General features: G+C 64.9%; 16 protein-coding genes. 4 read left to right on the forward strand and 12 right to left on the reverse strand.

The window, feature by feature from the left end:
- Positions 1–3 precede the first annotated feature (3 nt).
- Positions 4–750, forward strand: coding sequence for a 2-amino-5-chloromuconate deaminase CnbZ (cnbZ, locus tag AB7535_RS05055; protein WP_085404395.1), 747 nt, complete (start codon positions 4–6; stop codon positions 748–750).
- On the opposite strand, the gene AB7535_RS05060 is transcribed toward cnbZ, so the two are convergent.
- The 12 genes from AB7535_RS05060 to AB7535_RS05115 form a co-directional block, all read right to left on the reverse strand.
- Positions 747–1,634 (reverse strand): ABC transporter permease, encoded by an 888-nt coding sequence (locus tag AB7535_RS05060; protein ID WP_085404394.1) that lies wholly within the window; start codon positions 1,632–1,634, stop codon positions 747–749. The two genes, cnbZ and AB7535_RS05060, sit on opposite strands and share 4 nt — an antisense overlap.
- Positions 1,635–1,637: 3 nt before the next feature.
- Positions 1,638–2,579: an ABC transporter permease gene (locus AB7535_RS05065; RefSeq protein ID WP_071915894.1), complete on the reverse strand. Its 942-nt coding sequence runs from the start codon at positions 2,577–2,579 to the stop codon at positions 1,638–1,640.
- A 31-nt stretch (positions 2,580–2,610) separates the two neighbouring features.
- A complete protein-coding gene (locus AB7535_RS05070) occupies positions 2,611–4,122 on the reverse strand; it encodes an ABC transporter substrate-binding protein (protein ID WP_085404393.1) in 1,512 nt (503 codons plus the stop codon).
- A 23-nt stretch (positions 4,123–4,145) separates the two neighbouring features.
- A complete protein-coding gene (locus AB7535_RS05075) occupies positions 4,146–5,246 on the reverse strand; it encodes an ABC transporter ATP-binding protein (protein WP_085404392.1) in 1,101 nt (366 codons plus the stop codon).
- Positions 5,246–6,235, reverse strand: a complete 990-nt coding sequence (locus AB7535_RS05080; RefSeq protein ID WP_135215964.1) for an ABC transporter ATP-binding protein — start codon at positions 6,233–6,235, stop codon at positions 5,246–5,248. Before AB7535_RS05080 ends, AB7535_RS05075 begins: the two co-directional genes overlap by 1 nt.
- Entirely contained in the window at positions 6,232–6,942 is a 711-nt protein-coding gene (locus tag AB7535_RS05085; RefSeq protein WP_085404390.1) for a DUF1028 domain-containing protein, read from the reverse strand. The genes AB7535_RS05080 and AB7535_RS05085 overlap by 4 nt, the downstream gene beginning before the upstream one ends.
- Before the next feature lie 9 nt (positions 6,943–6,951).
- Positions 6,952–8,757: a gamma-glutamyltransferase family protein gene (locus AB7535_RS05090; protein ID WP_085404389.1), complete on the reverse strand. Its 1,806-nt coding sequence runs from the start codon at positions 8,755–8,757 to the stop codon at positions 6,952–6,954.
- An 87-nt stretch (positions 8,758–8,844) separates the two neighbouring features.
- Positions 8,845–9,834 (reverse strand): ABC transporter ATP-binding protein, encoded by a 990-nt coding sequence (locus AB7535_RS05095; protein ID WP_085404388.1) that lies wholly within the window; start codon positions 9,832–9,834, stop codon positions 8,845–8,847.
- Positions 9,831–10,817: an ABC transporter ATP-binding protein gene (locus AB7535_RS05100; RefSeq protein ID WP_085404387.1), complete on the reverse strand. Its 987-nt coding sequence runs from the start codon at positions 10,815–10,817 to the stop codon at positions 9,831–9,833. The genes AB7535_RS05095 and AB7535_RS05100 overlap by 4 nt, the downstream gene beginning before the upstream one ends.
- 28 nt (positions 10,818–10,845) lie before the next feature.
- The gene (locus AB7535_RS05105; protein ID WP_085404386.1) at positions 10,846–11,817 is read right to left on the reverse strand and encodes an ABC transporter permease; all 972 of its coding nucleotides are present in this window, start codon (positions 11,815–11,817) and stop codon (positions 10,846–10,848) included.
- A gap of 10 nt (positions 11,818–11,827) precedes the next feature.
- Entirely contained in the window at positions 11,828–12,808 is a 981-nt protein-coding gene (locus AB7535_RS05110; RefSeq protein ID WP_063984746.1) for an ABC transporter permease, read from the reverse strand.
- 104 nt (positions 12,809–12,912) lie between these two features.
- Positions 12,913–14,508 carry an ABC transporter substrate-binding protein gene (locus AB7535_RS05115; RefSeq protein WP_085404385.1) on the reverse strand — a complete coding sequence of 532 codons (1,596 nt, stop codon included), beginning with the start codon at positions 14,506–14,508 and terminating at the stop codon, positions 12,913–12,915.
- Between the two features lie 385 nt (positions 14,509–14,893).
- Between AB7535_RS05115 and AB7535_RS05120 the strand changes: the two genes are divergently transcribed.
- From AB7535_RS05120 to AB7535_RS05130, 3 genes are read left to right on the forward strand one after another with little or no spacing between them, the layout of a single operon-like run.
- Positions 14,894–15,151 carry a DUF6489 family protein gene (locus AB7535_RS05120; protein WP_071915885.1) on the forward strand — a complete coding sequence of 86 codons (258 nt, stop codon included), beginning with the start codon at positions 14,894–14,896 and terminating at the stop codon, positions 15,149–15,151.
- On the forward strand, positions 15,152–15,952 hold the full coding sequence (locus AB7535_RS05125) for an esterase/lipase family protein (RefSeq protein ID WP_085404384.1): 801 nt from the start codon (positions 15,152–15,154) through the stop codon (positions 15,950–15,952).
- Between the two features lie 46 nt (positions 15,953–15,998).
- Positions 15,999–17,549, forward strand: coding sequence for a WS/DGAT/MGAT family O-acyltransferase (locus AB7535_RS05130; protein ID WP_028157105.1), 1,551 nt, complete (start codon positions 15,999–16,001; stop codon positions 17,547–17,549).
- Positions 17,550–17,557: the final 8 nt, after the last annotated feature.

Consider the following 17,557-nt stretch of genomic DNA (forward strand, 5'->3'; position numbering starts at 1 on the left):
GACATGATTGGTGATTTCTCCGCCGGCAACTATCGTTTCATTCCGTCCGTGTTCCAGTATTCGGCGGGTGCCGCCGCTGACGACGGCTACGAGATCGAGCGGGTTCGGTTCGACCGCCTGGTGCCGCTGGCCGAGGGATTTGCGCTCGCGGCGAAGTATATCCAGGAAGCAGGCCGGCCGCTGACGGCGTTCTGTGCCTGCGAGTTGCGCTCACCGGCGGCCTTCAGCGAGGACGGCTTTCGCGCATTCAACCTGCACTATGTGAAGACGCTGTCCGAATGGGGCATCTTCGACGGCACCACCAATCCGGTGGCGCGCAGCAATGTCTGTCCGGAGATCGATCCGCCGTCCGAGCCGTCGTTCTATGCCTTCTCCTTCACGCGTCCGACGACATCGAAGGCGCCAAGTTTCGTGATCGCCGGTGGCGCCGAGACGCGCGAGGGCGGCGGGACCTATGTCGAGCGCACCGTGCGCTACCGCGACCTCAGTCCGGAGGGGCTGCGCGAAAAGGTGCGCTTCACCACCACGTCGCAGATGGAAAACCGGATGACGGCCTTCGGCTTCGGCTGGAAGGACACCACCGGCGTGCAGGCCTATTCCGTGCACGATTTCCACCACGCGCTGGTCGACGAACTGGTCCGCCGCGGCGCGTTGCGCTCCGGCCTGACCTGGCATTTTGCCCGTCCGCCAGTGGTCGATCTCGAATACGAGATGGATTGTCGCCGCGTGATGCGCGAGACCGTGATCTAGCGCTGACGCGGGTCGAGCGCGTCGCGCAGGCCGTCGCCGAGCAGGTTCAGCGACAGCACCACGAGGAAGATCGCAAGGCCCGGCCAGATCGCCATCCACGGCGCCTGGGTCAGGAAGCGCTGCGCCGCGTTGAGCATGCTGCCCCAGGACGGTGCGGGCGGCTGCTGGCCGAGGCCGAGGAACGACAGCGCGGCTTCGGCGATGATGGCGGCGGCGATCGACAGCGTCGCCTGCACCAATAGCGCGGGAAGGATGTTCGGCAGGATGTGCGAGAAGGCAATGCGCCACGGCGGATTGCCGAGCGCGCGCGCCGCCTCGACATAGTCTTCGGCCTTGACGCTCAAGACCTGCCCGCGCGTCAGACGGATGAAGATCGGCGTGGCCGAGATGCCGATTGCGATCATGGCATTGCCGAGGCTGGGACCGAGGAAGGCGGCCAGCGCAATCGCCAGGATCAGGAACGGGCAGGCCAACATTGCATCGGTGATCCGGCTGATCAGCGCGTCAACAAATCCGCCGCGATAGCCGGCGAGGAGGCCAAGAGGGACACCGATCCCGAGCGCGATCGCGACCGAGATCAGACCCGCCATCAGCGAGGCCCGCGCGCCGTAGATGACGCGGCTCAGGATGTCGCGGCCGAGATCGTCGGTGCCGAACCAGTGAGCGGCGGTGGGCGGCTTGCGCACCAGGCTCCAGCTCGTCGCAATGGGATCATAGGGCACGACCAGCGGCGCAAGGGCCGCAAGCAGGATGAAGGCCGTGATCACGACAAGCCCGAAGACCGCAGCCTTGCGCTTGAACAGGCGCCGCCGCGCACGGCGCGCCGGGCTGTCCAGCTCGTAGGCCTGGGAGGCGGGACTGGCTGGCAGTGCGGCGTCGGTCATCGTCTAACCTCGCAGCCGCGGATTGACGAGGACATAGGCGACGTCGGCAACGAGATTCAGTGTGATGTAGACTGTGGCCGTCACCAGCACCACGCCCTGCACCACCGCATAGTCACGGTTGAAGACGGCATCCACGATCAGCTTGCCGAAGCCGGGAATGGAGAAGATCTGCTCGGTCAGCACCGCGCCCGACAACAGCGTGCCGAGCTCGAGCGCACCGAGGGTGATGATCGGCGTGAGCGCGTTGCGCATCGCATGCTTGAGGATCACCGAGCGCTCGGAGAGACCTTTCGCGCGCGCGGTGCGGACATAGTCGCTCTCCAGAACCTGGAGCATGGCGCTGCGCGTGTGCCGCATCAGGACCGCCGAAATTGCGTTGCCGAGCACGAAGGCCGGCATGATGGTGGCTGCCAGGCTCGCGCGCCAGTCCTCGGTCAGCGGCACGTAGCCTGAGGCCGGCAGCCAGCCCAGGTGAATCGAGAACAGGAAGATCATGAGGATTCCGAGCCAGAAATTCGGCGTCGAGATACCCCACAGCGCGAACAGGTTGGCACCATAGTCCCAAACCGTGCCCTTCTTCACCGCGGAGATGATGCCGGCGGGAATGCCGATGAGGAACGCGATCAGGATCGCCATCGAGCCGAGCTGGAGCGTCACCGGCAGCTTCTGTGCGATCAGCTCGCGCACCGGCATCTTGTTGCGCAACGACTCGCCGAAATTGCCTGAGAGAACGCCCTTGAGCCAATAGACGTACTGCACGGGGATCGGCTGATCCAGCTTGTACTGCTGGCGGATCTGTTCGATCACGGCGGGATCGCGCTCCTCGCCGGCCATCACCAGCGCGGGATCGCCCGGCAGCAATTGCTGGAGCGAGAAGATCAGCACCGACACGAAGAACAGTGTCGGCACGATCTGCGCGATTCGGTGGGCGAGGAAGTTCAGCATGGCTCCACGCGCGTCCCAACCGCTGCCGTGATCACTTGAACTTCAATCCGACCACACGCACCAGCCCATCGGGCATCTGCCTGTAGCCGTCGAGCTTCTTCGTGTGCGCGATCAGCAGTGTGCGGTGGTAGATGTAGATGATCGGAAAATCGTCAAGCAGGATCTTGGTCAGCTTTTCGTAGATCGCCTTGCGCTCCTCGACGTCGGACGTCATGCGTCCATCTTCCATCAGCTTGTCGGCCTCGGGGTTCGAATACACGCCGTCGTTTTGCGGCGCCTTGCTGCGCATGAAGATGTAGGAATTGCCGTCGGGATCGATGCGGCCGCTCCAGTTGATCTGGAAGATCTGGAACTCGCCGGCTTGAGCCTGCTTGAAGGTCGTCGCGAATTCGACCGCGCGGATCTTGATGTCAAAACCCGCTTCCGCGGCCATGGACTGGACGACCTGGGCGACGGCTTCGTTCTCCGCGCCCTTGGGGATCATGTAATCCACCGTCACCGGCGTGGTGACGCCGGCTTCCTTCAGCAGCGCCTTGGCCTTCGCGATGTCGCGACCGCGAACCGGGAACGCTTTCTGGTAATAGGGATGCTTCGGGCTGACCCACTGATTTCCAGGCGTGAACTCGCCGTTGAAGACGACCTGGTTGAGCGCTTCGCGGTCGATCGAGAGATCGAGTGCCTGGCGGACCTTCGCCGACTGGCTCAGCGGCCCCTTGGTTTTGTCGTTTCCGATATTGACGGTCAGGCCGAGATAGCCGAGCTCCGGCGCGGTCGACAGCACGAGGCGGGAATCGGCGCGCACGTCCTTGATGTCGGTGGCGAGCACGCGCTCGATCAGATCGAGCCCGCCGGACTTGAGGTTGGCAAGGCGCACCGTCGCGTCGACAATCGGCAGGAACACGACGCGGTCGATATGGATGTTGTCCTTGTTCCAGTAGTCGGCAAACTTCTCGAACACCATGCGGTCCTGCTGGACGCGCTCGACGAATTTGTAGGGACCGGCGCAGACCGGATGCAGGCCGAACTTGTCGCCGGCTTCCTTCGCCGCCTTCGGCGAGACCATCATGCCGGAGCGGTCGGTGAGCTGGGCGATCAGCGGCGAGTAGGGCGTCTTCAGCACCAGCTTGATGGTCAGCGGATCGACCACCTCGACATGGTCGACGCTGGCAAGCTCGGACTTCCGGAACGAGGTCGGCAGCGTCATGTGACGCTCGATCGAGAATTTTGCGGCTTCGGCGTCCAGCGGCTCGCCGTCGTGGAATTTGACGTTGGGCCGGAGCTTGATCGTCATCTCCTTGCCGTCGGCCGAGGTCTCGTAGGACAGCGCGAGCTGCGGCACGATGTTGAGCTTCTCGTCGATGTCGAACAGCTTGTCGCAGAAGGCGGAGAAGACGATGCGGCCGACATAGGTGCGGCCGATGCTGGGATCGAGGATGTCGGGGTCTTCGGCGATGCCGATGCGAAGCGTGGTCTGAGCCTGGGCTGCGCCCGCGAGCGACGTCAGCACAGCCGACGCCAGGATTGTCAAACGCATGAAACTCATCGCTCTCAACCTCTGTTTTGCGGCTATGCCGGGTCCGTTCCCAATGAACTAACCCCGCTGCCGCGGACTGCTTCCGGGCCGCCGCTGAAGGCGGCGACCAATTTTTCAAGGACCGGCGAAAAGCCGCCGTCGGACGGGACGATCGCCGCGGAGGACGGCAGTTCCGACGTTCGGTGACAGGCCGTTGCATGTCCGATGCCATCCGGCACCAGCTGCGGCATTTCACTGCGGCAGCGGTCGACGACGTAGGGGCAGCGGGTGTGGAAGCGGCATCCCGGCGGCGGGTTGAGCGCGCTCGGGATCTCTCCCTGCAGCACAATCCGGCTGCGCTTTGCCCGCGGTTTAGGCATGGGGATCGCGGACAGCAGCGCACGGCTGTAGGGATGGCGGGGTGCCGCGAACAGGGCGTCCGCCTCGGCAGTCTCGACGATCTGGCCGAGATTCATCACGGCGACATGGTCGGCGATGTGCTTGACCACAGCCAGATCGTGCGAGACGAAGATGTAGGCCAGCCCAAGCCGGTCCTGCAGCTCGCGCAGGAGGTTGAGGATCTGCGAGCGGATCGAGACGTCCAGCGCCGAGACCGGCTCATCGCAGATGATCAGTTTTGGTTCGACCGCGAGCGCGCGGGCGATGGCGATGCGCTGGCGCTGGCCGCCGGAGAATTCGTGCGGATAACGCCGCTCGAGCCGCGGCTCGAGGCCGACCAGTCGCAGGATTTCCGCGACGCGCTCGCGCCGTTGCGCCGGCGGTACCAGATCGTGCAGCGCCAGCGGCTCGGCGAGAATCTGGCCGACCGTCATGCGCGGATTGAGCGAGGCGTAGGGGTCCTGGAAGATGATCTGTGCTTCGCGGCGGAAGGCGCGGAGCGCCCCGGCGTCCAGCGAGAGCAGGTCACGGCCGGCGAAACGCACCGTGCCTGCATCCGGCTCGATCAGCCGCAGCACCAGGCGACTGACGGTGGATTTGCCGCAACCGGATTCGCCGACCAGGGCCAGCGTCTTGCCGGCGTCGAGAGAGAAGCTGACGCCATCGACCGCTTTGACATGCCCCAGTGCCCGGCCGAACAGCGAGCGCCCGGCGACAAAATGCTTGACCAGGCCTTCGACCTCGAGAAGCGCCATCACGACACCAGAAGTTCGAGCGGCGCGCGGATGCAGCGCGAGAGGTGGCCGGGGCTGACTTCGACCAGCGGTGGCGGCGCCTTGGTGCAGGCGTCCAGCACGAAGGGGCAGCGCGCGGCGAAACGGCAGCCAGCGGGTGGCTGCGCCATGTTCGGCACCATGCCCTCGATCGTGGCCAGTTGCTCGGCGCGATGATCGAGCCGCGGGATCGAGCCCAGCAGGCCGACGGTGTAGGGATGCTGCGGCATGGCGAACAGCTCGTCGACCGGCGCGCGCTCGACGATCTCGCCGGCATACATCACCGCGACCTCGTCGCAGACTTCGGCGACGACACCGAGATCGTGGGTGATCAGGATGATAGCGGCGCCGCTCGCCGCCTTCAGTTCGCGCATCAGCTCCAAAATCTGCGCCTGCAGGGTGACGTCGAGCGCGGTGGTCGGCTCGTCTGCGATCAGCAGCCGCGGGTCGCAGGCCAGCGCCATCGCGATCATCACGCGCTGGCGCATGCCGCCGGAGAGCTTGTGCGGATATTCGTCGATCCGCCGCTCGGGCGAGGGGATGTGAACGCGCCGCAGCAGCTCGATGGCCCGCTCGCGCGCGCTGCGCCGGGAGCCGCCGCGATGGCGCAGAATGGTCTCGATGATCTGGTCGCCGATGGTGAAGCTCGGGTTGAGCGACGTCATCGGCTCCTGAAAAATCATCGCCAGCCGGTTGCCGCGGAGGTCGCGCAGCGTCTGGTCAGGAGTCTTCAGCAGGTCGAAGCCGTCGAAGCGGATTACGCCGGAGATCTCCGCGCTTTGCTTCGGCAAAAGCCCCATGATCGCCAGCGACGTCACGCTCTTGCCGCAACCGGATTCGCCGACGAGGCCGAGCGTCGCGCCATTGGCGACGCTGAGATCGACGCTGTCGACGGCGTGGGTCACGCGGCCGTCGTCGCCGTGGAAGCGGATGCGCAGATCCTTGATCTCGATGAGAGGACTTGCGCTCATGATTGCCTTGCTCGGCTCGCAGCAATGCTGGCGTCGATGACGCTGCGATCGGTGTTGCCTGCCGGGTTCTGCCGCGTCGGCATGGAAGAGCGGAAATGCACCCAGAGTTCCTGACTGACGCGCTCCAGCCGTTCGAGTTCGCCCAGCGGATCGAGATGATCGTCGGCGCGAATGTCCAGCGCCGGCCATTCCTCCTCGCCGTGGATCAGGAGCGCAGCGGATTGCTTGCCGCGCTTGTCGCCGCCGGCGGCCTCGCCCGCGCGCATGGCGGCGAGCAGGCGGCGCGGGAAGGGCAGGCTGTCATTGGCGATATAGGTCTTCGCGGTCTCGTCGAGCACGTCGGCGCCGGCAAGCATGTTGCCGGCGATCGAGAAGCCGCTGCCGGCGATGTGCCCGCACCAGTCGACGCAGTCGCGCCCGGTATGCGCGGCGATCGCGCCGCTGGCGTCCATGATGTGGATCTGGCGGCTCTCGCGGCCGTCGTCGGTCGCGAGCTGGGTGGCGAGAACGTTATGCGCATTCAGGCCCTCGCGCAGCAGCTTGACGCCGTCGATGCCGTAATAGGGATTGACGAAGGCCTGGGTCGCGATGGCGCCGAGACCGGCCGCGATGTAGGGCACGCGCGCTCCGACGGCGAAGAAGCGGGTAGCTACAGCGATGCCGAACTGGCCGGTGGCAGGGTCTCGCGCGATGATCGACCAGGTCATGTGCTGCCTTCAGCGCCCTGCGGCGTAGCCCTGCATGCCACGCGGGTTGGCGGCGGCGCGGCGGCGCACCCCGACGCGCGAGGCCGCGGTGAGGCGACCTTCCGACCAGTCGGGGCCGACCTCGACAATGTGTCCGCGCTCGCGAAGGTTCTCGATCGTCGCCTTCGGCACGCGGTTCTCGACCACGAGCACGCCGGGGCGCGCGGTGCGCGGCCAGAACGAGATCGGGAAGTGCTCGGAGTGCCAGGCCGGCGCGTCGATCGCTTCCTGCAGATTGAGGTTGCAATGGACGTGCCGCAGGAAAAACTGCGTGATCCACTGATCCTGCTGGTCGCCGCCGGGCGAGCCCCAGGCCAGATACGGCTCGCCGTCGCGTAGCGCCATGGTCGGCGACAGCGTCGTGCGCGGCCGCTTGCCCGGCGCAAGCGCGGCGGGATGGTCTTCCTCCAGCCAGAACATCTGCGCGCGGCTGCCGAGGCAGAAGCCGAGCTCCGGAATGATCGGCGAGGATTGCAGCCAGCCGCCCGATGGCGTCGAGGACACCATGTTGCCGGCCTTGTCGATGATGTCGAAATGCACGGTGTCGCCGCGCACCTCGCCGAAGCGCCCGACTGTCGGCTCGCCCGCGCCAAGCGCGCCGACCGCCTCACGCTGCCCCTCGGCGCGGCGCAGCTTGACCACGCCGCCAAAACCTTCGACCGAACCGGGGAGGAAGTCGAGCGATGCCTTCTCTGAGATCAGTTTGCGACGTTCGTCGTTATAGGCATCCGACAGCAGCGTCGCGATCGGGATCTCGCTGAATTTGGGATCGCCGTAGAATTTTTCGCGGTCGGCAAACGCGAGCTTGGCGCATTCGATCTGGAGGTGGATGAATTCCGGCCCGGTCGGATCTAGCCCGTCGAGCGCAAAGCCCTTGAGCAGCGCGAGCTGCTGGAGCGTCACCGGACCCTGGCTCCAGACGCCTGCCTTGCAGACGGTGTAGCGGCCATAGTCGTAGGTCAGCGGTGCCTCGATCGTCGGCTGCCAGCGCGCCATGTCGTCGGCCGAGAGCACGCCGCGATGCGGCGAGCCGCTGACATCCATCACTTCCTGGGTGCGGCAGAACTTGTCGATGGCTTCCGCAACGAAACCTTGCGACCAGGCCTTTCGCGCGCGCTCGATCTCGGCGTCGCGGTCACCGCCGCCGCTCTCAGCTTCGCTGAGAATGCGGGCGTAGGTCGCAGCCAGCGTCTTGTTGGTGAAGAGCGTGCCGGGCCTCGGCACTTCGCCATTGGGCAGATAGACCGCCGCCGAGGTCGGCCAATGCTTGCGGAACAGTTGCTCGACGGTCTGGATCGTGGCGCAGGCGCGCTCGACCAGCGGATAGCCGTCGCGCGCGTAGGAGATGGCCGGCTCCAGCACGTCGCGCACGCGCATCGTGCCGTAGTCGCGCAGCAGCATCATCCAGGATTCGAACGTGCCGGGGACGCAGGCCGCGAGCAGGCCGGTGCCCGGCACCATGTCGAGGCCTTCGCTCTTGTAATGCGCGATGGTGGCGCGCGCCGGCGCCGGGCCCTGGCCGCAGATCACCTCGGTGCGTGCGCGTTTGACGTCATGCACGATGATGGGCACGTCTCCGCCGGGGCCGTTCAAATGCGGTTCGACGATCTGGAGCGTGAACGCTGTGGCGACGCCGGCGTCGAAGGCATTGCCGCCCTTTTCCAGGATGGCCATGCCGACCGCGGTCGCGATCCAGTGTGTGGTGGCGACGACCCCGAATGTGCCCTCGATCTCGGGGCGCGTCGTGAAGGGATCGGGATTGACGTTGCTGGCCATGGGATTTCGCTACCTTATTTGTCGCGCGCGCAATTGATCACAGGCAATGCCGTGCCGCCAATGCGCAGGCCGCATGGCACGCGCGCGTCACGCCGGGACCGGCGCGGTGTTCACCGCATGGCAGGCGACGCCGGCGATCAGTTCCGGGGCTTCCTTGCGGCAGAGATCGAACGCCAGCGGGCAGCGCGGATTGAAGGCGCAGCCGGGCGGCGGATTGATCGGATTCGGGATCTCGCCCTTCACTGGAATACGCTGGCGGCCCGACATTGCGAGATCGGGCACGGCGCCCAGCAGCATCTTGGTGTAGGGCATGCGCGGTCGGGCGAACAGCTCGCGTCCCTCCGCGATCTCGACGATGCGGCCGAGATACATCACGCCGACGCGGCTCGCCATGTGGCGGACCACGGCGAGGTTGTGGCTGATGAACATGTAGGTCAGGCCGAACTTGTCCTGGAGGTCGCGCATCAGGTTCAGGATCTGCGCCTGCACGGAGACGTCGAGCGCCGAGGTCGGCTCGTCGCAAACGATGAACTCCGCATCGGAGGCGAGCGCTCGCGCGATCGCGATGCGCTGGCGCTGGCCGCCGGAGAATTCGTGTGGAAATTTCAACCGGTCGTCGGGATGCAGCCCGACAAGGCTGAGCAGTTCGCCGACGCGCGCCTGGATGTCGCGCTCGCCCTGGATCAGGTCGAAGGCGCGGATCGGCTCGGAGATGATGGCATCGACCCGGAAGCGCGGGTTCAGGCTCGCATAGGGGTCTTGAAAGATCATCTGGATGCGGCGGCGCAGTTTTCGCCGCGCCTGCGCCTGCCGTGGATCGGTCATCGAGATGCCGTCGATCAGCACGTTGCCGGAACTCGGCGGCAACAGGCCGACGACCATCCGCGCCACCGTGGTCTTGCCCGAGCCGGACTCGCCGACCAGAGCAAAGGTCTCGCCCTTCCTGATGTCGAAGCTAACGTGATCGACAGCCTTGAGATATTCGAGATGCCCGCCTTCGAGCACGCGGTTGAGCCAGGGTTTTGAGACGTCGAAGACGCGGCGCAGATTTGTGGCCTGGACGAAGGGCGTGCTCATGCCGCGCTCTCCGCAGGCACGGTGTCGTAGAGATGGCAGGCAACGGACTGTGTGCCGCGCGATAGTGGCTCCGGCCGTTCAACCCGGCAACGATCGAAGGCGAAGGCGCAGCGCGGATTGAACGAGCAGCCGCGCGGGATCGCCGACAGGCGCGGCATGGAGCCGGGGATCTGCACCAGGCGCTTGTCGTCCCCGGCAAGCGTCGGGATCGCGCCCATCAGGCCCTTGGCGTAAGGGTGCAGCGGATTCCTGACGACGTCCTGTACCGGGCCGATCTCGGCGACGCGGCCGGCATACATCACCGCGACGCGGTCGGAGGTCTCCGCGATCACGCCCATGTCGTGCGTCACCAGCATCACGGCGGTGCCGTGGTCGCGGCCGAGCCGCTTGATCAGCGAGATGATCTGCGCCTGCACGGAGACGTCGAGCGCGGTGGTTGGCTCGTCCGCGATGATCAACTCGGGCTCGGCGCAGATCGCCAGCGCAATCACAACGCGCTGGCGCATGCCGCCGGAGAATTCGTGGGGATAGCCGTCGATGCGCTTTTCCGGCGCGGGAATACCGACCTCGGCGAGCAGGTCGATGGCGCGGCGGCGGGCGGCCGTCTCGGACAGGTTCAGGTGGGTTTTGATCGTCTCGATGATCTGGTCGCCGACGCGGTACAGCGGATTGAGCGAGGTGAGGGGATCCTGGAAGATCATGCCGATCCGTTTTCCCCGGATGCGGCGTATCTGCTCGGCGGGCAAATTGTCGATGCGCTGGCCGGCGAGACGAATCTCGCCGCCGGCGATGCGACCGGGCGGATCGATCAGGCCGATCACCGCCAGGCCGGTGACGGACTTGCCGGCGCCGGATTCGCCGACCACGCCGAGCACCTCGCCCTTGGCGATGTCGAACGAGACGCCGTCGATCGCGCGCAGCGTGCCGCGGCGAGAGGCGAACTCGACCTGAAGATTGCGCACGGAGAGAACGGGTTCGGTCATGGGCGAGGCGTTTTCATCGAAGCTTTGCTCATCGAAGTTTCGGGTTGAGCGCGTCGCGCAGCCAGTCGCCGAGCAGGTTGATCGACAGGATCAGCGCGGCGAGCGCAAGCCCGGGGAAGGCGACGATCCACCATTCGCCCGCGAACAGATAGTTGTTGCCGATGCGGATCAGCGTCCCGAGCGACGGCATGGTGTCGGGCAGGCCGACACCGAGGAAGGACAGGGTCGCCTCGGTGATGATGGCAAGCGCGAGGTTGATGGTGGCGATGACCAGGATCGGTCCCATCGTGTTGGGCAGTACGTGTCGCAGCATGATCTTTGGCGCGGGCAGGCCGATCAGCTGCGCTGCGGCCACGTAATCCTTGTTCTTCTCGACCATCACGGAACCGCGCACCGTCCGGGCATATCCGACCCAGAAACTAAGCCCGATCGAGATCACCAGCACCACCAGCATGCTGTTGGCATCCAGCCGGTTGCCGAGGATCGATTTCGCGATGCCGTTGATCAGCAGCGCGATCAGAATGGCGGGGAAGGTCAGCTGCACGTCGGCGATCCGCATGATCACGCCGTCGACCGCGCCCCCGAAATAGCCGGCGGTCAGGCCGAGTGCGATTCCGAGCGCGCCGGCGAAGACCACGCCGGCGACGCCGACGGCGAGCGAGATGCGCAAGCCATAGAGGATGGCGGAGAACACGTCGCGGCCCTGCTCGTCGGTGCCGAGCAGGAACGGGCTCTGGCCGTCGGCGGTCCAGAGCGGTGAGATCCGCGAGTTCATCAATTGCAGCTGCGCCGGATCGAACGGGTTCTGCACCGCGAGTGCCGATGCAAAGATCGCGAGCAGGAAGAACAGCACGGTAATGGCCGCCGCCACCATGGTCAGCTTGGAGCGGCGGAACGAATAGAAAATGTCGCTGTCGAGCGCGCGGCTGAGCCAGCTGCGGGCGGCATGCGTCGGCAGCGTGCTCTGCTTGTCGGAATTTGAGGCGACTACGTCGGACATGGAGGCTGCCTCATGCGGCGCGGCCGATGGTCGAGCGCAGGCGCGGATCGACCACGGTGTAGAGGATGTCGACCACCAGATTGATGGTGACGAAAATCAGAGAGACCATCAGCAGGTAGGCGGCCATAATCGGGATATCGACGTTTTGCACGGCCTGCACGAACAGAAGTCCCATGCCGGGCCATTGGAATACGGTTTCGGTGATGATCGAAAATGCAATAACCGAGCCAAACTGTAGTCCGGCCACCGTGATGACGGGAATGAGCGTGTTCTTCAGTGCGTGGCCGAAATGGATGGCACGGGTGGTCAGCCCGCGGGCCCGAGCGAAGCGAATATAGTCGGTCCGAAGCACTTCCAGCATTTCCGCGCGCACCAGCCGCATGATCAGGGTCATCTGGAACAGGCCGAGCGTGATCGAGGGCATGATCAGCGCCTTCAGGCCCGACAGCGTGAGCAGCCCCGTCGTCCACCAGCCGAGCTTGACCACCTCGCCGCGACCGAACGAGGGCAACCAGCCCAATGTCACCGCGAACAGATAGATCAGGAGAATGCCGATCAGGAAAGTCGGCAACGAGATGCCGATCAGCGAAACCGCCTGGAATAATTTGGCGAGCACGGTGTCGCGTTTGAGCGCCGAATAGACGCCCATCAGGATGCCGAACACCATTGCGAATACGGTCGCGCAGATCGCCAGTTCCAGCGTCGCGGGCATGCGCTCCATCAACAGCGTAGAGACCGGCTGACGGAACTGATAGGAGACGCCGAATTTGAACTGCGCGGCGTTGCCGAAATAGCGGACGAACTGCACCGGCACGGGATCATCGAGGCCGAGCGATTTGCGCACGGCTTCGCGTTCGGCCGCCGACGTATCGATCGAGACGATCTGGTTGACCGGGTCGCCGGCGAAGCGGAACATCGAGAACGCGATGATGCCGACGGCGAACATGACGCCGATGGCCTGAAGGGCGCGGCGAAGAGTGAAAGCGAGCATGCCTTCCACTATCCTTGGGTGTGCGTTTGGCTGACGTCTTTGTCAGCCGGAAAAGGAAAGGTCCCGGAAGCCTGACGCTGCCGGGACCTCGTGTTCAACTGTCGCTATTCCTTCTTGGTCGCCCAGTGGAACATGACCAGATTGTCGGCGCGCTGCGGCAGGTTGACCTTCTTTGATACGCCCCAGGCCAGCGCCTGCTGGTGCAGCGGGATGTAGGACCAGTCCTTGTTGCCGATTTCGTAGGCCTGCTTGATCAGCTGGTTGCGCTTGGCGGTGTCGGTTTCGACCAGCACCTTGTCGGTGATGGCGTCGAACTCCTTGTTGCAGTAACCGCCGAGATTGGCTTCGCCGCGCGAGGATTTGGCATCGTCGCGGCAGCCCATGATGTCAAAGAGCACGTTGTGGGAATCCATCGTGCTCGGCGTCCAGCCCAGCATGTAGAACGAGGTCTGGTAGCCGCCTTGCTTCAACACCTTGGCGAAGTATTGCGCCTTGGGCTGCGCCAGCAGATTGATCTTGACGCCGATGCGGGCGAGCATGCCGACGACGGCCTGGCAGATCGCGGCGTCGTTGACGTAGCGATCGTTCGGGCAATCCATGGTGACCTCGAAGCCGTCGGGGTAGCCGGCCTCGGTCAGGAGCTTCTTGGCGCCTTCAGGGTCGAATTTCGGCCGGGTGAACTCCTTGGACAGCAGGAACAATTCCGGAGCGATCATCAACGCCGACGGCGTCGACAGCCCGCGCATCACGCGCGTCTTGATCAGCTCGATGTCGATCGCCTTGTAGAAGGCCTCGCGGACGCGGATGTCCTTGAATGGGTTCTTGCCCTTGATGCTGGAGTAGAGCAACTCGTCGCGGACTTGATCGAAGCCGATGAAGATGGTGCGCAGCTCCGCCCCCTTCAGCACCTGGGCGTTCGGGCTCGAATCGACGCGGGAGATGTCCTGGATCGGCACCGGCTCGATGACGTCGACTTCGCCCGACAGCAGCGCGGCGACGCGGGTGGCGTCGGAGGCGATCGGGGTGAAGATGATCTCCTTCAGGTTACCTTCGACCTTGCCCCAGTAATTGGGATTGGCCTTGAACACCGTCTTCACGCCGGGCTGGTGGCTCTCGATGATGAAGGGACCGGTGCCGTTTTCGTGGAGCGAGGCGTAGCTCGGCGTGGTCGCCGCCACCGGCGTCGGGTCGACGACGTTGTTCTCCTCGGCCCATTTCTTGTCCATGATGTACCAGACATCCCACGCGTTATGCAGGATGGGATTGGGCGAGGGCAGGACGAAATCGACGGTGTAGTCGTCGACCTTGATCACCTTGACGTCCGGAGCAAGGCGGGTCTGCATGTTGGACCCCTTCTTGCGGACGCGATCGGCCGAGAACAGCACGTCGTCGGCGGTGAAGGGATCGCCGTTGTGGAATTTCACGCCTTTGCGCAAATGGAAGCGCCAGCGGGTCGGCTCCGGGGTTTCCCAGCTTTCCGCCAGCGCCGGAATGATCTTGAGGTCCTTGTCGCGCGCGGTGAGGCCTTGATAGACGTGACCGAGATGGGCGTGAGTGGTGCTCTCGTTGAGGGTATAGGGATCTAGCGACTTCAGGTCACCCTGGTTGGCATAACGTAGCGTCTGGCTCGACGCCGACGAGACCGTCAACGCAAACGTACCGGCGAGCGTCGCCGCAAACAGAGTTCGACCGACTGACATTCTTGACCCTCTCCACTCTGCCGCGCCGTGATTTTTGATTGTTCGGCGGGCGTCCCAATCCATGTTGCCCAGAGTCCACGACCCGTGCAAGCGCCATTCCAGCAAGGAACGCGCCAAGTTGCGCCGCTGTGCAGCAATGCTGGCCGACAATCTGGCGGCGAGGGGTTCGCGGGCGATATTCGACTTTCGATCGGTGAAGTCCCCGGCCGCGGGGCCCTCGTGCCCCGCCGGGCGCCGAGGAAGCGGGCTCATGGCGGGCGCGATTTCATTGACCATATCCGCCGATCGCGGAAGCAAGGCCGGCCGCCAGCCTCAGGTCGCTTGCGTTGCACACCGTCTCGCGGCGATACTGCGACAGGCCGCTCGAATCTCATCTGGAGGGGACATGAAAGTTAACATCGAAATTGACTGCACCCCCCTTGAAGCCCGCCAGTTCTTCGGACTACCCGACGTGATGCCGATGCAGACCGCCGTGATGGACAAGTTGCAACAGCAGATGATGTCCAATATCGACAAGGTCTCGCCGGAATCGCTGATCCAGAGCTGGTTCACCTTCGATCCCAAGATCGCCGAGCGGTTTCAGGACATGTTCGTCACCATGGCCGGTCTCGGCAGCCCGCGCAGCGGCGACAAGAAGAAATAAATGTCGCCCGGGCCGGACGAGCCGCAGGGGTCGGGCCGGCTTCGTCCGCCGAGCCTCGGCCTGCTGCTGGCCGAAGCCCGTGGACTTTTCGAATTCAACGCCAGCGTAATGCTGTCGCCGCTCCTGATGCGCGCGCCCAGGGGCGACGGCCATCCGGTGCTGGCGCTGCCGGGCTTTCTTGCCAGCGATCTTTCGATGGCGCCGATGCGGCGCTATCTCAGCGAGCTCGGCTATGAGGCGCATGCCTGGCGGATGGGGCGCAATCTCGGTGGGCTGGAACGGATGAGGGAAGCCCTGCGCAAGCGCCTTGCCGAAATCCACGCCACGAGCGGACGCAAGGTCAGCCTGGTCGGTTGGAGTCTCGGCGGCGTCTATGCCCGCGATCTCGCGCTCCAGGCGCCCGAGATGGTCCGTTACGTCGTCACGCTCGGCAGCCCGTTTGCCAACGACGTGCGGGCGACCAACGCCACGCGGCTGTACGAAGCGCTGACCGGCGAGCGTGTCGAGGATTTCGCCGAACTGCGCGAGGCGATCGCCGGCGATCTGCCGGTGCCGGCGACGTCGATCTATTCGCGCGCCGACGGTGTCGTGAACTGGCGAACCTGTTTGTTGCGTCCCTCCGACCGCGCCGAGAACATCGAGGTGCACCTGGCGAGCCATATCGGGCTCGGCGTGAACCCCGCGGCGCTGTGGGCCGTGGCGGACCGCCTGGCGCAACCGGAGGGGGAATTCTGGCCGTTCGACCGGGCAGGGCCGTTTGCCATTGCATATGCCCCGCCGGAACGGGCAGTATCGGCCTGACGAGAAGCGCCGGCAAAGGCGCCCGTCGAAACGAGCGGAGGGAACTATGGCTGACGGTAAGAAGCTGTCGTCGCTGGACGCATCATTTCTCTATCTGGAAACGCCGGAGATGCCGATGCATGTCGGCAGCATGGCGATCTTTCGCCTGCCTGACGACTACAAGGGCGACTTCTTCGAAGACTTCAAGGCGATGATCGTCTCGCGCCTGCACATCGCACCGATCCTGAAGGCACGGCTGGAGAAGGCGCCGCTCGATATCGATCATCCCTCCTGGGTCGAGGACGACCAGTTCGACATCGACCGCCACATCTTCCGCGCCAGCCTGCCGCAGCCGCGCGACCGCGCCACGCTCGAACGCATCGTCGGCTGGATGCACGCCAAGCTCTTGAACCGCGCCCGGCCGCTCTGGGAGTTCTACGTGTTCGAGGGCATGAAGGACAACGAGGTCGGGCTCTATTCCAAGATGCACCATGCCGCCATAGACGGCGGCGCCGGGGCGGCGCTGACCAACATGATCTACGATATCTCGCCCACCCCCCGGAAGGTCGATCCGCCGACGGCGGGCAGCAAGCCCGGACAGGAGCCGCGCGACATCGCCGCCAACCTGCTCGATTCCTATCAGCAGCTCTTCACCCAGCCGCTCGATGCCTCGGCCGCCGCGAAGAACCTGCAATTGCCGCGCACGGGCAAGAGCGACATCGGCTCGATCCTGTTCGACAATGCGATGTATCAGATCGAGAGCGCGGTGCGCTTCGCCGGCAACATCCCGACCATGGTCAAGAGCGTCTCCGACGTGCTCGGCAAAATCTCCGATCCGAAATCCCGGGAAAGCCTCGCCAGCATGGTGTCGCCGCCGACCATGCTGAACAAGACGATTTCCTCGGAACGCAGCTTTGCCGGCGTCTCGATCTCGCTGTCGCGTTCAAAGGCGCTCGCCAAGCAGGCCGGCGGCAAGCTCAACGACGTGGTGCTGGCGCTCGCCTCCGGCGTGGTCCGGCGCTACCTCCAGCAATATGGCACGCTGCCGGCGAAATCGCTGACCGCCGCCGTGCCGATCTCGCTGCGCGAGGAAGGCAACACCGAGGCCAACAACCAGGTGTTCGGCATGATCTGCTCGATCGCGACCAATATCGACGATCCCAAGGCGCGGCTGGAGGCGATCATCGCGCAGTCGACCAAGTCCAAGGAGATGTCGCATCCGTTGCGGGCCCTGATGCCGCAGATTTCCAACATCTCGATGCTGGGTGCGCCGATGATGGTGCAGGTTCTGGCGCTGCTCTACAGCCGCTCGAACCTGTCGGATGTGCTGCCGCCGGCGGCCAACATCACGGTGTCCAACGTGCCGGGGCCGCGGCAGACGCTCTATGCCGCCGGCGCGGAGCTGTTGCACATCTTCCCGGTGTCGATCTCGACGCATGGACAGGCGCTCAACATCACCGTGCAGAGCTATCGCGACCAGCTCGACTTCGGCTTCATCGTCGGCGCCAACATCATTCCGCACGTGCAGGTGATGTGCGACATGCTGCCGGAGGAGTTCGCCGCGCTGGAGGCGGCCTACGCGCCGCCGGCGGCCGACGTCAAGGGCGCCGCAGAGTAGGAATATTG

The organism is Bradyrhizobium sp. 956_D2_N1_4 (genome assembly GCF_052076025.1).
GTDB classification, from domain to species: Bacteria; Pseudomonadota; Alphaproteobacteria; order Rhizobiales; family Xanthobacteraceae; genus Bradyrhizobium; species Bradyrhizobium barranii.

Bases quoted from the DNA above. Each gene is read 5' to 3' on its own strand.
- AB7535_RS05080 (WP_135215964.1), bottom strand. From the start codon at position 6,235: ATGAGCGCAAGTCCTCTCATCGAGATCAAGGATCTGCGCATCCGCTTC.
- AB7535_RS05100 (WP_085404387.1), bottom strand. From the start codon at position 10,817: ATGACCGAACCCGTTCTCTCCGTGCGCAATCTTCAGGTCGAGTTCGCC.
- AB7535_RS05085 (WP_085404390.1), bottom strand. From the start codon at position 6,942: ATGACCTGGTCGATCATCGCGCGAGACCCTGCCACCGGCCAGTTCGGC.
- AB7535_RS05075 (WP_085404392.1), bottom strand. From the start codon at position 5,246: ATGGCGCTTCTCGAGGTCGAAGGCCTGGTCAAGCATTTTGTCGCCGGG.
- cnbZ (WP_085404395.1), top strand. From the start codon at position 4: ATGATTGGTGATTTCTCCGCCGGCAACTATCGTTTCATTCCGTCCGTG.
- AB7535_RS05070 (WP_085404393.1), bottom strand. From the start codon at position 4,122: ATGAGTTTCATGCGTTTGACAATCCTGGCGTCGGCTGTGCTGACGTCG.
- AB7535_RS05090 (WP_085404389.1), bottom strand. From the start codon at position 8,757: ATGGCCAGCAACGTCAATCCCGATCCCTTCACGACGCGCCCCGAGATC.
- AB7535_RS05110 (WP_063984746.1), bottom strand. From the start codon at position 12,808: ATGCTCGCTTTCACTCTTCGCCGCGCCCTTCAGGCCATCGGCGTCATG.
- AB7535_RS05125 (WP_085404384.1), top strand. From the start codon at position 15,152: ATGTCGCCCGGGCCGGACGAGCCGCAGGGGTCGGGCCGGCTTCGTCCG.
- AB7535_RS05115 (WP_085404385.1), bottom strand. From the start codon at position 14,508: ATGTCAGTCGGTCGAACTCTGTTTGCGGCGACGCTCGCCGGTACGTTT.
- AB7535_RS05065 (WP_071915894.1), bottom strand. From the start codon at position 2,579: ATGCTGAACTTCCTCGCCCACCGAATCGCGCAGATCGTGCCGACACTG.
- AB7535_RS05120 (WP_071915885.1), top strand. From the start codon at position 14,894: ATGAAAGTTAACATCGAAATTGACTGCACCCCCCTTGAAGCCCGCCAG.
- AB7535_RS05105 (WP_085404386.1), bottom strand. From the start codon at position 11,817: ATGTCCGACGTAGTCGCCTCAAATTCCGACAAGCAGAGCACGCTGCCG.
- AB7535_RS05095 (WP_085404388.1), bottom strand. From the start codon at position 9,834: ATGAGCACGCCCTTCGTCCAGGCCACAAATCTGCGCCGCGTCTTCGAC.
- AB7535_RS05060 (WP_085404394.1), bottom strand. From the start codon at position 1,634: ATGACCGACGCCGCACTGCCAGCCAGTCCCGCCTCCCAGGCCTACGAG.
- AB7535_RS05130 (WP_028157105.1), top strand. From the start codon at position 15,999: ATGGCTGACGGTAAGAAGCTGTCGTCGCTGGACGCATCATTTCTCTAT.